Consider the following 14,086-nt stretch of genomic DNA (forward strand, 5'->3'; position numbering starts at 1 on the left):
AACCCCTCGAAGACGAGAGGCATAAAAGTCTTAACAAACTTTCCTCGGTAGGCGCATCGCTTACGTCCCATAGGACACCTACTGTCTTCGGCTGGTCATGACGACCTTGAATACAGTATCATAACAAGCCATAAAATGTCAAGCATTATTTACTAACTATTCCATTTTCATCAATAGAGGCACCTGCCGATATAGCTCTCATGTGGCCAAGAATCCTGTCTTTGTCTGCTCCTGCAGCCTCATTTACGTTGCAGCCGCTCTGCACTGCAGGTATAAATTGAAGGTCACATGCTCCATCCTTATGTACCTTAACACTTAAGAGTCCTGTATCCAGTGTCTTTGAATTGAACAGGTAATTACCAAGGCTGTAAACAACTGGTACTCCGTTAAGATACTCTATCTTCTGTAATATATGCGGATGTCCACCAACAATCAGGTCTGCACCGGCTTCAACAATTTCTACGCTCTGCTTTTGCTGCCACCAGTCGATTTCTTCCTGATTCTCAGTGCCCCAGTGGATGCAAACTATTACAAAGGCTCCCGCTTCCTTAGCTTCTCTAATGCGAGAGCAAAGTCTTGTGATATCCAGGCATCTGAAAACGCCGGGTGATGTATCCGTTGCGCCTCTTGTGTCAGGGTTATCAAGTCTTTCTATTTCCGTAGCTGCTATTATAGCAACTCTTACTCCGCTTTGTGAAGTATAGTAAACAGGTCTTGATGCTTCCTCAATATTAACTCCGGCACCAACTCTGGCTATGCCCGCATTATCAATGGTTGTAAGGGTGTCCAAAAGAGCACTTTCGCCGTAGTCAAAAACATGGTTATTGGCTATGGTGCAGAGATCCACACCCATATCGCCAAGAAGACTTACTGATGAAGGATCAGCTCTGAATGTAAAGGTTTTTCCTTCCTTCGGAGCTCCACCATTAGAATATGGGAACTCATTATTCACAACCATTACATCCGCAGCTCTCATATAAGAAAGAAGGCTGTCGCCGATAACTCCGGAAATCGCTCCGCCGTTCTGTCTTATTCTGTTCATAATCGCATATCCCGGATCAAAAAGGATGTCCCCTGCAAAACCAAATGAAATGTAATCCTCATCAGCAGAGGTGATATTGTATTCAAGATTCCCCTCCGGAAGGCTAGCAACTTCAACAGCTTCCGGCTCTTCCTCCTGATTTTCTACATCCGCCTCGCCTGCTTCATTCGTTCCAGCAGAGTCTTCGCGGACTATAACATTATCGGTACCCGTCTGCGATTCATCAGTATCAGAGGTCACTATCTTCTCAGCGTATGGAACCCTTGTAACAGAAGGCTCAGTATCAGCAATATCCTGCGCAGGCTCTTTAATATTCCTAGAATGCAAAACTGCAAGAACCCCTGCACCGATCGTAACAGTCACCAAAAAAGCGCACACAAAAGCAATGACCGCCGAATTCACGCCGCCTTTGCTATCATTTATTTTTTCTTTTACATAATCATAAATGTATTTCATACACTAAGAATACCATATTATGTAGAAAACATAAACAGCACTCCTATATATAGTATATCGATATGAAAAAGAAGCAGAAACCAAATGGTTTCTGCTTCTTGAATGCATTCACAGTATTGAATTAATATCTGTTTGCTACAACCTTGACACCAGGTCCCATTGTTGTTGCAAGTGTGATGCTCTTAAGGTACTGGCCCTTAACTGTTGAAGGCTTAGCCTTAACAATAGCATCCATAAGAGCTGTGAAGTTCTGCTCAAGCTGCTCTTCTGAGAAAGATGCCTTTCCTACAGGGCAGTGGATGATGTTTGCCTTGTCAAGACGGTACTCAATCTTACCAGCCTTGATATCAGCGATAGCCTTTGTAACATCCATTGTTACTGTACCAGCCTTCGGGTTAGGCATAAGGCCCTTAGGTCCGAGAACCTTACCAAGACGTCCTACAACACCCATCATATCAGGTGTAGCAACTACAACGTCAAAGTCAAGCCAACCTTCGTTCTGAATCTTAGGAATAAGCTCCTCGCCGCCAACATAGTCAGCGCCTGCAGCCTGTGCCTCATCAAGCTTTGTTCCCTTAGCGAAAACAAGAACCTTAACTGTCTTACCTGTTCCGTGCGGAAGAACAACCGCACCACGGATCTGCTGATCCGCATGACGACCGTCGCAGCTTGTACGAATGTGTACTTCAACAGTCTCATCAAATTTTGCAGTAGCAGACTTCTTTACTAAAGAGATTGCTTCTGCGGTCTCATACTGCTGTGCTCTGTCAACAAGCTTAGCAGCCTCTACATACTTCTTTCCGTGTTTCATCTCTTAGCCCTCCGTCAGTCTTCTACCACGATACCCATGCTGCGTGCAGTACCAGCGATCATGCTCATAGCACCTTCGATATCAACTGCATTCAAATCAGGCATCTTTGTCTCAGCGATTTCTCTGATCTTATCCTTAGAAATTGTTGCAACCTTGTTCTTGTTCGGAACACCAGAAGCCTTCTGGAGATTGCAAGCCTTCTTAAGAAGAACTGCTGCAGGCGGAGTCTTTGTGATGAATGTGAAACTTCTGTCTGCATAAACTGTGATTACTACGGGGATGATAAGATCACCCTTGTCAGCTGTCTTAGCGTTGAACTGCTTTGTGAATTCAACGATGTTTACACCGTGCTGACCAAGTGCCGGTCCAACCGGGGGTGCTGGTGTTGCTTTACCAGCCTGGATCTGTAACTTAATGTATCCTTCGACTTTCTTTGCCATTGTGGCACCTCCTAGAAATAATGTGGTCAGGCGCATTTATTACTAAATGCTCCCACTCCAGTTCCCATGAATTGAAACATCTTAATTCCAACTCATACTACATATATAAAGTGCATAGCACATTATACCAATACTACATCAAACCTTTCTGATCTCAGAAAAGCTGATCTCAACAGGTGTCTCTCTCTCAAACAGATTAACATTGATAGTAGCACTCTGCTTGCCGAAATCCATACGCTGAACGATACCAACAGTACCATTCCATACACCTGCAACAACCTCGATCTCGTCACCAACACCAAAGTCGATAGACATATTCTCGGTTTTGATTCCAAGCGGTTTAATCTCCGCATCTGATAACGGAACGGGTTTGCTTCCCGGTCCTACGAATCCGGTAACACCTCTGGTATTACGAACAACATACCATGTCTCATCGTTCATATCCATGTTCACAAGAACATATCCGGGGAACATCTTACGTGAAACATTCTTACGTGTGCCGTTCTTCATCTCTACGACATCCTGAACAGGCACGCGAACTTCAAATATCTGATTCTGAAGGTGTCTGTTCTCGATAGTCTTCTCGAGATTAGCCTTAACCTTCATCTCATAACCTGAATAAGTATGTACAACATACCAATGTGCATTTGAATTTACAACCTGCTCTCCGGAAGCCTCAGTGCTATCAGCTACCTCAGCCGGAGTAGCGGCATTCTCAGCATCTGCTGCAGCAGCAGTCAGATCGAGTTCATTCTCATTCTGCATCTCTTCAGCCATAATACTCCTTTTTATCAAATACTGGTAATAAGGTTAACAAGATATCCAAAACCATAGTCAAAAACAGCAATCAAAGCGCCTACGATCAGTGAAATAACAACAACTGATGTAGTCTGCTTGATAATATCATCTCTGCTGGGCCACATGATTTTATTAAACTCAGCTTTTACCCCATTTATAAAAGAAGATAATCCGCTTTTCTGTGCTTTATTCTCGCTCATAACAATAAACTCCCTTCACCCATAGGATGAATACAACTTTGTTTATAATGCTTCAACAAATAAAGTGCAATAACAAATAGCATTACTTTGTTTCTTTATGAGTTGTGTGCTTCTTGCAGAAAGGACAGTACTTCTTGATCTCCATTCTGTCAGGATGTGTCTTCTTATCCTTTGTTGTATCATAGTTACGGTTTTTGCACTCAGTGCAGGCAAGTGTGATTCTTGTACGCATTTGTTCATTCCTCCGTGCGTTTTCTATACTTTAAATACAGTCTTATTTTTTGGCATAAAAAAAAGACCTAAATTTCTGTCGCCTACATAATATAGCATGGTAAATGCAAATCGTCAATCAAAATTTTTCCCGGAGGCATCTTTTTATGTTTTTTTCATATTTTTTTAATTGACTCGCTTGCTTAGCGAATGCTAATGTAATAGTAAGAAAACATGTCTTTGTATGCCCACATGCAGGTTGCCAATGGATTGGCAGAAGTTATCGCATGACATCAAGGAAGAAAGGAGGGGCATCATGGCAGGCATCGGTATTAATGAAGCATATAATAATTTCGCAAGCACATATGTCGCTAAAGAGAACGCGAATGTAGACAAGCACAAAAAGAGCGATCTTCAGAATGTCTACAAGTCTATCGCCAGGATCAATAAAGAATCCCCTCTTCATGTTTTAAAACAGGACGATAATGCTCAGGCTGAGGCCGTGGGTATTAAAGAGCATGCCCGGGCTCTTCGAAGTCAGCTTCAGGATATAGGAAGCGAAGAAGAATCCGCTCTGAGCAAGCGCTCTGCCGTATCTTCCGACAGCGATAAGGTGTCCGTCGAATATGTCGGCAGCGGTCAGGAGAATTCCACAGAATTCACCATCGCAGTTGATCAGCTGGCCACAAATCAGATAAATGCAGGTCATTTCCTACCTGACGAAGAGGTTGCTCTTCCAAAAGGAAATTACGCATTCAATGCTAATGTAAACGGACACGAATACGAATTCCAGTATAGCATACATGAAGGCGATACAAACAAAGATATTCAATCCAAGCTGACAAGACTTATAAATAAGGCAGGCATAGGACTTGTGGCAGGTCTTCAGGAGGATTCACAAAATCAATCTACTATTATAATTGGTTCAAATGATACAGGATTGAAAACAGGATATACGCTCAGGTTCGAAATAAGCGAGTCGTCCTCCAGTGAAAAGGGGCTGAATGTCGCATACTTTGGATTAAACCTGGTTGCACAGGAGCCTGTGAACGCTCACTTCTATTTAAATGGTAATGAGCATTACTCCTCTTCCAACAGATTCACGGTAGGAAACCAGTTCGATATCACATTAAAACAGGCAACAGAGCCCGGTGTTCCGGTTTCTATCGGTGTTAAAAACGAAAATGATGCACTAATCGAGAACGTAAGAGGTCTCGTTAATGGATACAACGGATTCATCGACAGCGTAAGCGGTGTTCAAAACTCAGATTTTAAGAGTTCAAAGCTTGTTGGCGAGACGGTATCCATAGCCCAGCACCATCTGCAAAATACAGAGCCTTATGGTATAACCATAAATGCCGAGGGCCGCATCGATTATGACGCACAAAAGCTCAGGGATGCAGCTAACGCAGGAAAAACAAAAGAGGCCATAGAACCTCTTAAGGAATTCACCAAGGCACTGGTAGCAAAAACCGAGGAAATATCCATCGATCCCATGAAATATGTGGAGAGGCCGGTATTTAATTACAAGGATCCGCACGGTAGCGATAATCCTTCACCTTACATCACCAGCGAATACAGTGGCATGATGTTCAACAACTATTGTTGAAGCTTTTCATAAACTCAAATAAAAAAACCATTCTGCTCTCGTTTCGCTTTGCGAACAATCGATCAGAATGGTTTTTTTATTTTATTATGAATTCAACATGCAATCACTGCTCTCGTTGCGCTTGGCGCATAATCGATCAGAATGGATTTTTTGTTTTATCTTACGCCGTCCACCATTTCAAGAGCTGCAGCAATTACCTGGTCCATGTTGTAGTACTTGTACTGGCCAAGGCGTCCTCCGAAAAGAACATCGCCGTAACCATCGGCAAGCTTCTTATACTCCTCAAACAGGGAGTTGTTTTTTTCATCATTCATAGGATAGTAGGGCTCATCACCCATCTTCCAGTCTGCAGGATATTCCTTAGTGATAATTGTGCCTTTTCCTGAACCAAATTCAAAGTGCTTGTGCTCAATGATTCTGGTATAAGGAATATCGCGCTCCGTGTAGTTCACAACGGCATTACCCTGATAATTATCGACTTCGGGCATATCCTCTGTCTCAAAACGAAGTGACCTGTATTCCAGGTTTCCAAGCTTGTAGTTAAAGAACTCATCGATCATACCGGTGAAAAGAACCTTATCAAAGCTGTCTCCCGATACTGACTCAAAAGGCTTTGCAGGTACTCCGTCTTCCATCTTTATGAAATCAGCAAAATTGCACTCTGTTTTCACGGTAATGCTTCCTGAAATTCCCTGCTCTTTTTCATTATCATTAGCATCAAGTAAAAGAAGCTTCTTAATTATAGCTGTGTAACCGCCTATAGGAATTCCCTGATATCTGTCATTGAAATAATTGTTATCATAGACAAAACGGAATGGAAGTCTTCTTATAATAAATGCAGGAAGCTCTTTGCAATCACGTCCCCACTGCTTCTCAGTGTAGCCCTTTACCAGCTTTTCAAAAACATCACGGCCGGCGAGAGAAAGTCCCTGCTCCTCAAGATTAGCTGCTTCAAAGCCATCGCGAATGTCCTGTTCGCTGGCCTTTGCAACCTCGAGGAATTCTGCTGCCTCCTCGTCTCCCTTTTCAGCGCGCTCTTTGAGGATTCGCTTAACCTCAGCTTTTGCCTGCTTATCAATGATATCGCGGGCCTCCTCAGGTGTACGGATATTCCACATCTTGCTGAATGTGTTCATATTAAAAGGAAGATTGTAAAGTTCATCGTGATAAACAGCTACAGGAGAATTGATATACTGGTTAAACTCCGTAAAGCGGTTTATGTACTCCCATACCTTTTTATCGGATGTGTGAAAAATGTGAGCTCCGTAAATATGGACATTTATTCCCATCCTGTTCTCTGTATAGATATTTCCGCCGATATGATTTCTTCTGTCGATCACAAGAACATTTTTGCCCTGGCGCGCCATCTCATGTGCGAAAACACTGCCAAAAAGTCCTGCTCCTACTACCAAATAATCGTATTTCATATTTCCCTCCGAAAAATTACATATGGTTATTGTAACAACGCAGAAGTAAAGATGCAAATTATACAAAAACACCCATATCTTCAATATAGAAAGGTATCACACCCGCAAAGTAAAAAAGACCCACGGGATAATCCCGTGAGCCTGTCTAACTTTACTTAATTATGCCTGATACTTATCAAGAGCTGTAAGGTCCCCCATATAATCAAGGACCTTCTTACGTCCAACCTTGTTAAGCTTAACATACTGCTGCATAACTCTGTTCTCTACAATCTTATTGCCAAGATCTGTGCCCTTCTCAAGAGTACTGAAGTCAACCGGGTTAAGATTAAGCTTATCGCACATACGAATAACTGTACCATAGGCCATTCCTTCTATTCCTCTATCCAGTGCTGTTACAAGGGTACTATATGGAATCGACATGTCAATCGCAAACTGCCTTACGCTCTTGTACTGTGCCAATATTTCTCTTTTAAGAATTTCAGCCTTTGTCATCTGCATTACCTCCTTTATTCTGTTTTTCAATTCGCTGCAAATGTTTTTTCGTCTCTTTGTAGCAGTTACAAATATATCATATGTACGTTTTTTCGTCACTTATTTTTTTCTTAAATTTTATAATAAAATTAAATAAATTTATCTTCGGTTTTTGGGCAAATTAACGAAAAAGGCACAGATAACGTATTTATCTGTGCCTCGCAAAATATCATTTTCTTTTTTACGTATTAGTTTTTCCTTAAATACGACAACATACTGAAAATTATTTTTACAAATGTTCGTAAATTTCAAAAACTTTATCGAAATTACAAACAAATTTTTCAAATTGTACAAAAATTATTTTGCTTTTTCGTGTGATATTTTTGTATCGTTTCCGCCGTGTGTCTATGCGCAATTCCGGTAAACGTTATATTATCTTACCGTTTCCATTTAAGTATGCAGACAATTTTTTCAATAGTCTTTCAGGATCGGAAGCGCCTGCAACAACATCGCCTGCAAGGATGTAATCAAAGCTCTTTGCAGGCCATGGGAAAGTGACAAGTTCCGGGTCGCCGGATATTATATCGTCAGCCATGTACTTGGAAAGCCCTGCAAAGACATCCGCATTTGTTATACCTGCAGTGAAACTTCCGGGTATGAGATATTTTATGAAAGACAAGGTTGTTCCCATTCCGGCACTAAGGTCAAGAATTCTGATCACGCGGTTGTAGAGTTTTAGGTCAGATGCCCTTTCGGCGGTACTATCAGCATCAAGGGAATCTGCTGCTTGGTTAACGTCCGCACCGGAATTTGAGATACCTGCAACAGACGCCTCTCCATCCGCAGAAATAGCACTCATAAGGGCAGATATTTTATCTTCCTCAGGAAGAGTGTAGTTCCAGATATCAAAGCCCCACTTCTCACCAAACTTGTCACGGGATTTTTCCATTGCATCATTATGACCTGCAAAACCGCTTCCACCATGGTGATAAATGAACGCATTGTGGCAAAGCACCTGCCTCCAGCCTGCAAGGCACAGCCTTATTCCAAGATCATCATCCTCGAAATAGCCGGGAGTGAAACGCTCATCAAAAATGCCGGGAAAGTTTTGGGGGCCTGACTGAATTATTACATCAGATAATGCGTCCCGTTTAAGCAAAAGTGCAAAGCCTGTAAGTCTCGTCCTGACTTCATAAGGATTCCACATAGGAACGTTGTGATCTTTTGCATAGCTCTTGGACGCTTCAATTGCTGAATCAAGGCTTATGGTCCTCCACCAGCGGTGCTCTTTTTCAGGCTCCGGCGCCTCTGTCTGGCTCTTTATCAGATTAGCGGGCAGATCCGTGAGAGGCCTTGCATCGTTCATAGGCGCCATCTTTATATACGGTTCAAGGGATTCCTGCGATACCTCCTGGGACGGCGCACAGTTTGTAACCGCACCGGATGAACCATTTCTCTTATCTGCATAGAGTCCCATTTTCAGCCAGAAAAGAGCATTTGGCATAAGAACAGCATCATTATTCAGGAAAAATACATCGTTATCAGCTTTTGCATGGGCTAATCCGATGTTACACCCTGCAGGAAATCCCGCGTTTTCAGAGTTCTCGATTAAAACAAAATCATCATGCTCTTTTGCCTGACTTCTGAGATACTCTTTAAGCTCATCATCGGAGGATGCGTTGTCCACGACGATAATTTCATAACTTCCCTCTTTTACATATCTGCGGATAGCCCTGATGCATTCCCTAATAAGTTCAAAATCGTTGTAAGAAACAATCACTATGGAAGTGCCGCGAACCCTTGCTCTATCAGAGATGTCTGCCATAGCATCACAGATAACTTTTTCATCTTCAGGCTCATCGCAGTAATGAAGAGCATTTTCAAAACATAAAAATGCCTGATCTGCATTGCGATACCTGTAATACAGACCAAGCATAAAAAACAATTCATAATTATCATAGTGAGCGCGGAGTCCCTCAATAAGCACAGCATACTCGTCTATGCTGCTGCCCGCCTGCTCAAATTCCCCTGCTCGCAGAATAAAAGATTCCGCAGATTCTCTAAGTATTTTCTCTTCATGTGCTTTCATATTGTCCCCCAAAAAACAGTTTAGAGTATCATCTATCTATCCTTATCCAGAAATCATCCTCTGCCATGCGGCCATCTGTCTTCTCAATGATCATAAGCGGGTCATAAAAAGGAATATCCAGCTCTCTTAGCATAAGCTTCATTTTATCTCGTTCCTCCGGAAAACATCTGGACCTCAAGAACTCCTCATAATCCGCAAAAGTAGGATTATCATTTCGGCCAAAAGCTCTAAAAACAAGATTATCTGTATAGTTCTTAATTCGAACGCGCTGATTGATGGTGTCCACATCAATAATCGTGCACACTGTATTCATATAGTAATACCAAAGTCTCATAGGAAACTTCTTCTCAGGAAGCGATAGTTCATCGGCAATGTCAGGATGCCTTAGAACAATCTGTGCCAAAAGTGTTATGGGACCTGTTATCTCCTTATCAGACATCTCCCAGCGCTCAACCGTAGGCTTTGATACATTGCAAAAAAAGGCAAACTCTTTCTGAGTCATCTTAAGTTTTGCCCTAAGTGCCTTGATATCATCTGACTTTATAAAATTTGGTGTAATAAAAGTATTATCCTTCATGCAATAATTAAACCATCAAAATAATGGTTTGTAAATAGATTTTTACCATTATTTTGATGGTTTTATATTTTTTGGGGTTACTTCCAAATTTTCCGGTCAGCCTTCAAATCCTGCATCATCGGAATCTTCAGATGGTACATCTTCGTAATATGTATCGGGATTATAAGAATCCTCATAGCTACTATCAAGTGTAGATGCATCGTCCCCGGAATCGTCAGAATCATAAGACTCATCACCTACATCCTCTCCATAAAATGCATCTGAATTAACTATATCACTGTCACTACCTGACGCCTCGATATTAGTATCAGTTGTATTACTGTCTTCTGAACTCTCACCTTCTGACGAAGCGGCATTTTCTTCATCACTGTATCCGTCGTCGTCGCCAGAAGCTTCGCCGGCTGACGAATCACCGCCGCTATCATTGCTATCGCCTGCACCGGAATTCTCATCACCAGAGCCGCCACCTGACTCATCACCCGAAGCATCATAATAGGTATCGTCGTCATCATCAGATTCCTGCTCACGCTTATTGGAAATATAATTTTCAATCTTATTTTTCCTGATCCTCAGATACTCTTCTTTGAAAAGTCTGTCATACTCTTCTTCAAAAAGCTCATCCTTCTTCTCATCTCTTAGTTCCGAAAGCTTCTCATCAACCAGCTCTTCAAGGGCTGCTGCCTTAAGCTCTGCAAGCTTCTCATCTCTGAGAGTATCAATCTTGGCATCACGAAGAGACTTGCGCTCTGCTTCCTCCTGGGCTTTTTTAGCATTAACAGCATCCCAGTCTGTGAGGATGGATTCGGCATCCCAGGTGATTTTTATCTTAGGGAACACTTTTAACCTTGACCAGTCACCGTCACCATTACATTTTCCAACAAGCCCAAATGTATATGTATCAAATGCGATATTCTCAGCTTCTTCGGTTAAACTATAATCAAAAGTTCCTTTTTCATCATTCCACTTATATGCGTATGCATTTTCAGGCGCCGCATCCAGTTCCACTTCCACTCTTGCTTCCAAATCACTACCAATAGGAGTTTCATTCCCTTCGGAATCTATAAGCGCGAGATAGATATCGCAATCCTCACCTGTAAAGTTTTCAGTTTCCTCAAAAGTCAACTCTTTTACATTACTAACTCTAGCCACAAGTTCAAACTTTGCAGGAACATTTCCCATGTTCATGACAGTGAACATGTCACTCTTTGAAGAAAAATCATATTCTCCTTCCGTATTTCTGAAAAGAAGGGTTGCATCCTTCTCAACCTTGCCACCGCCGTACCTGATCGCATCCGTTTCATATATGAGCATCTGCGGATCGATTATATAATCAAACGCAGCGTCATTTTCTATTATCGGATACCTGATATTGGTAACATCTATTGGGTGAGGATCAATCTCCAGCTTCGATGTCCTGACATCTTCGCCGCTTTCCTCAGCTTCCTCAGCTTCACGCCTGTCAAGCTCATCCTCAAGATCCTCGTCACTTATCTGTGACAGAAGTTCCTCTTCATCTATCTGAGATTCAAGAGCATCCATATCAATCTCATCACTAAGCTCATCGTCATCTATCCGAGAATATAGCTCATCTATATCGATCTCGCTTCTAATCTCATCTTCATCGACTTCATCGAGCGCCTCGTCTTCTATCTCGTCGAGCTCTGAATCACTTAATTCATCGATACCATCAATGTAATCGTCACCTTCTTCATACGCACAAAAAGCCACCAGTGGATTGCCCACCAGTAGCGTAGTTACGCTGAGTGCAATTATTGATTTGAAAAAATGCTTCTTCATAACGGCCACCTCCAACATCCATGTTCTGCCGATACTACATATATTATATCGGAGAAGCAGCCTATAAAGTTTAACATTTGTCTTATAAATCTATTAAAAGACAATTAAAACACTATCGTCCCAAAATTGATTTATATGGTATATCTGCGTCATATATAACTGTCCCGTGAGTCACTACTCTCCTCTCCGGAGGCGGAAACTCCATATAATTACCGTAGATATTACTAAGAATATGGTCATATCCAGAAGGGACAGGCATTTTGAAGCCTTCAAAATCCATATAAATCACATTATCAAAATCTGCCGCCCTATATATATCATGACGATAATTGAGGGTCCTGTTATAGCAGGTCCATACATATTCTGACTTTGGATGGCCTTTTACCAAATCCACCATCTTTTGGTAATTTTCATAAGGATCATGCTTATCTACATTGCCAAGATGATTGATAATCCTCTCCTTATCTCTGGTTGTCAGGTCAGGATTGGACAATCTCATATACATGGCATTTTTCATCAAAAGCTCATGCACCTCATTGCTTATCTCTTCTGCATTCTCCGGAAGATTATCCAGAACTGCCACTGCCAGGTGAATGCCATGATTATACCCCTGGTACATAAACGGTTTGTCAATCCAGGAAGTATTTGTATTCCTTATTCTGGTATCGGAAATGAAAAAAGTGGGTTCTGTATAAACATTCTGCAAAAAATATGGGTGCTGAAATTCATCTGAAAGCTTAATAAATCTGTCGTAGTCCTCTTTGAACATAACAGTATCAATATCATCATCCCAAGGGATAAAGCCTTTATGCCTCACGGCCCCAAGGAGTGTTCCGTAAGCAAGAAAATATCTGATGCCATGTTTTCTGCATACATCATCAAATTTTAGAAGCAGATCAAGACTTATTAGCCAGAGTTTCTTTCTCTTTGCATCAACCAGGAAGCCATTCCTCGTCTCCACATCAAGAAAACTCTCGCTTATACGCCCCTCTTTTAGTATTCTTTCGCATTCTGTTTCAACAGGCTTAACAAAATTATTGCGATCTATATTGATAGACTCAAGATCGTCTCTGGTATATCCACGAATTCGCTTTCTTATTTTCTCTACTTCCTGATCCAGTAATTCTTCAGTTATCCCATTTGGGGAGTTTTGAATTTCCATCACTTGTATCCTCACGGCGTATCACTTTATTGCCAACCTTATCATCATAGTAACGATCAAGATATACATAATAATCGTCTATGCCCATTTTTTCGAGCTGCCTGCCTATTTCCTGATGCCAGATGCTCACTACAATTAGCCTGCTGTTATCGTCCAAAAGTTCAGGAATCTTAGACGGATCCTGAATCTCGACATCATACATCTTTTTCCCCCATTTACCTGGGTCATTATCAAAAGCGCAAACAACCTGCCTTCGAAGGCCAAACCTCTCAAGCCAGATTCTTAGACTGTCAGCTGCACCAAAAAGGAAAATCTTTTTTCCTTCAATACCTTCCAACATCCCCGTATAGCGTTTGTAGTAGTACTCATGACCATGTTCTGTATCAAAAAACCAAAATACCGGTCTTGGAGCCATGGCGCCATTTGGCCAGTCCCAGTCGCCATAGGCTTCCTTAAGCACTTTCCTTGGGTTTGCAGGAACTCTTAATGTAAGATTCTCGAATTGCATCTCTCCTGCAGGCTCAAGCCACTCTTTCATATAAACAGCACTGTGCTTAGGCCCCATAATGGTTGAAGTAAAACAACAGTCTGTCCCCGGAATATCCGCAAGGGGAATAATATCAATAGGTATACCCTGATGCCCTCCGTTTTTCAGACAGATCAAAAAAGGTGCTCTGAATGCTGTGGTTCCATTTTTCCTTAGCTTAGTCAGCCTTAGAAGTCCCTCATCAAGAGGCGTCTGAAGGAAAAAGCCATCCCCAAACCATTCTTTATGTGTGCATAGTTTGTTATAGTCAGCAACAGGCATTGCGACATCCACGTCATCATCCCATGGTAAATATCCCTCGTGCCTTACGCACCCTAGAAGTGTTCCAAAAAATGCATACCACTTAAGGTCATGTTCCTCGCACACCCTTTTAAACTCATTAAGAAGTTCAAGCTGTACTTCCCTAAGTTTTGAAACATTGTCGTACATTATTATCCCCCTCAAAATATA

The 14,086-nt window shown here is 41.8% G+C and carries 14 protein-coding genes and 1 other annotated feature (1 of these 15 running past the window's edge); of the genes, 1 reads left to right on the forward strand and 13 read right to left on the reverse strand.

What is annotated here, in order from left to right:
- Positions 1-109: a sequence feature (ribosomal protein L10 leader region), on the reverse strand (it extends 14 nt beyond the left edge of the window).
- 36 nt (positions 110-145) lie between these two features.
- The 6 genes from G610_RS0118405 to rpmG all read right to left on the reverse strand — a co-directional run bounded on the left by G610_RS0118405 (position 146) and on the right by rpmG (position 3,979).
- Positions 146-1,498 (reverse strand): CapA family protein, encoded by a 1,353-nt coding sequence (locus G610_RS0118405; protein ID WP_051198118.1) that lies wholly within the window; start codon positions 1,496-1,498, stop codon positions 146-148.
- A gap of 121 nt (positions 1,499-1,619) precedes the next feature.
- Complete coding sequence (rplA, locus tag G610_RS0118410) at positions 1,620-2,309, reverse strand: 50S ribosomal protein L1 (protein WP_026525931.1); 690 nt, start codon at positions 2,307-2,309, stop codon at positions 1,620-1,622.
- 14 nt (positions 2,310-2,323) lie between these two features.
- Entirely contained in the window at positions 2,324-2,749 is a 426-nt protein-coding gene (rplK, locus tag G610_RS0118415; RefSeq protein ID WP_026496468.1) for a 50S ribosomal protein L11, read from the reverse strand.
- Between the two features lie 138 nt (positions 2,750-2,887).
- The gene (nusG, locus tag G610_RS0118420; protein WP_026525932.1) at positions 2,888-3,526 is read right to left on the reverse strand and encodes a transcription termination/antitermination protein NusG; all 639 of its coding nucleotides are present in this window, start codon (positions 3,524-3,526) and stop codon (positions 2,888-2,890) included.
- A 14-nt stretch (positions 3,527-3,540) separates the two neighbouring features.
- The gene (secE, locus tag G610_RS0118425; RefSeq protein WP_026525933.1) at positions 3,541-3,747 is read right to left on the reverse strand and encodes a preprotein translocase subunit SecE; all 207 of its coding nucleotides are present in this window, start codon (positions 3,745-3,747) and stop codon (positions 3,541-3,543) included.
- A gap of 82 nt (positions 3,748-3,829) precedes the next feature.
- Entirely contained in the window at positions 3,830-3,979 is a 150-nt protein-coding gene (gene rpmG, locus G610_RS0118430) for a 50S ribosomal protein L33 (protein WP_026496471.1), read from the reverse strand.
- A 243-nt stretch (positions 3,980-4,222) separates the two neighbouring features.
- Between rpmG and fliD the strand changes: the two genes are divergently transcribed.
- Positions 4,223-5,566: a flagellar filament capping protein FliD gene (gene fliD / locus G610_RS0118435; protein ID WP_196809870.1), complete on the forward strand. Its 1,344-nt coding sequence runs from the start codon at positions 4,223-4,225 to the stop codon at positions 5,564-5,566.
- Positions 5,567-5,721: 155 nt separating this feature from the next.
- Here fliD and G610_RS0118440 read toward each other — a convergent pair whose 3' ends face one another.
- The 7 genes from G610_RS0118440 to G610_RS22500 all read right to left on the reverse strand — a co-directional run bounded on the left by G610_RS0118440 (position 5,722) and on the right by G610_RS22500 (position 14,065).
- Positions 5,722-6,993: a UDP-galactopyranose/dTDP-fucopyranose mutase family protein gene (locus tag G610_RS0118440; RefSeq protein WP_026525935.1), complete on the reverse strand. Its 1,272-nt coding sequence runs from the start codon at positions 6,991-6,993 to the stop codon at positions 5,722-5,724.
- A 159-nt stretch (positions 6,994-7,152) separates the two neighbouring features.
- The gene (locus G610_RS0118445) at positions 7,153-7,485 is read right to left on the reverse strand and encodes a hypothetical protein (protein ID WP_026496474.1); all 333 of its coding nucleotides are present in this window, start codon (positions 7,483-7,485) and stop codon (positions 7,153-7,155) included.
- Positions 7,486-7,891: 406 nt separating this feature from the next.
- Entirely contained in the window at positions 7,892-9,553 is a 1,662-nt protein-coding gene (locus G610_RS0118450; RefSeq protein WP_026525936.1) for a glycosyltransferase family 2 protein, read from the reverse strand.
- Between the two features lie 28 nt (positions 9,554-9,581).
- The gene (locus tag G610_RS0118455) at positions 9,582-10,130 is read right to left on the reverse strand and encodes a helix-turn-helix domain-containing protein (protein ID WP_026525937.1); all 549 of its coding nucleotides are present in this window, start codon (positions 10,128-10,130) and stop codon (positions 9,582-9,584) included.
- A 96-nt stretch (positions 10,131-10,226) separates the two neighbouring features.
- Entirely contained in the window at positions 10,227-11,927 is a 1,701-nt protein-coding gene (locus G610_RS0118460) for a hypothetical protein (RefSeq protein WP_026525938.1), read from the reverse strand.
- 112 nt (positions 11,928-12,039) lie between these two features.
- Positions 12,040-13,089, reverse strand: a complete 1,050-nt coding sequence (locus G610_RS0118465; RefSeq protein ID WP_026525939.1) for a LicD family protein — start codon at positions 13,087-13,089, stop codon at positions 12,040-12,042.
- The gene (locus G610_RS22500) at positions 13,055-14,065 is read right to left on the reverse strand and encodes a LicD family protein (RefSeq protein ID WP_026525940.1); all 1,011 of its coding nucleotides are present in this window, start codon (positions 14,063-14,065) and stop codon (positions 13,055-13,057) included. The genes G610_RS0118465 and G610_RS22500 overlap by 35 nt, the downstream gene beginning before the upstream one ends.
- Positions 14,066-14,086 lie beyond the last annotated feature (21 nt).

Origin of the sequence: Butyrivibrio sp. MB2005, assembly GCF_000424285.1 — a bacterium.
In the GTDB taxonomy this organism is placed as follows: domain Bacteria; phylum Bacillota; class Clostridia; order Lachnospirales; family Lachnospiraceae; genus Butyrivibrio.

Coding starts and splice junctions, on each gene's coding strand:
- G610_RS0118405 (WP_051198118.1), bottom strand. CDS start 1,498: ATGAAATACATTTATGATTATGTAAAAGAAAAAATAAATGATAGCAAA.
- G610_RS0118460 (WP_026525938.1), bottom strand. CDS start 11,927: ATGAAGAAGCATTTTTTCAAATCAATAATTGCACTCAGCGTAACTACG.
- G610_RS0118455 (WP_026525937.1), bottom strand. CDS start 10,130: ATGAAGGATAATACTTTTATTACACCAAATTTTATAAAGTCAGATGAT.
- G610_RS0118450 (WP_026525936.1), bottom strand. CDS start 9,553: ATGAAAGCACATGAAGAGAAAATACTTAGAGAATCTGCGGAATCTTTT.
- fliD (WP_196809870.1), top strand. CDS start 4,223: ATGGATTGGCAGAAGTTATCGCATGACATCAAGGAAGAAAGGAGGGGC.
- G610_RS22500 (WP_026525940.1), bottom strand. CDS start 14,065: ATGTACGACAATGTTTCAAAACTTAGGGAAGTACAGCTTGAACTTCTT.
- rplA (WP_026525931.1), bottom strand. CDS start 2,309: ATGAAACACGGAAAGAAGTATGTAGAGGCTGCTAAGCTTGTTGACAGA.
- nusG (WP_026525932.1), bottom strand. CDS start 3,526: ATGGCTGAAGAGATGCAGAATGAGAATGAACTCGATCTGACTGCTGCT.
- rplK (WP_026496468.1), bottom strand. CDS start 2,749: ATGGCAAAGAAAGTCGAAGGATACATTAAGTTACAGATCCAGGCTGGT.
- G610_RS0118445 (WP_026496474.1), bottom strand. CDS start 7,485: ATGACAAAGGCTGAAATTCTTAAAAGAGAAATATTGGCACAGTACAAG.
- G610_RS0118440 (WP_026525935.1), bottom strand. CDS start 6,993: ATGAAATACGATTATTTGGTAGTAGGAGCAGGACTTTTTGGCAGTGTT.
- secE (WP_026525933.1), bottom strand. CDS start 3,747: ATGAGCGAGAATAAAGCACAGAAAAGCGGATTATCTTCTTTTATAAAT.
- G610_RS0118465 (WP_026525939.1), bottom strand. CDS start 13,089: ATGGAAATTCAAAACTCCCCAAATGGGATAACTGAAGAATTACTGGAT.
- rpmG (WP_026496471.1), bottom strand. CDS start 3,979: ATGCGTACAAGAATCACACTTGCCTGCACTGAGTGCAAAAACCGTAAC.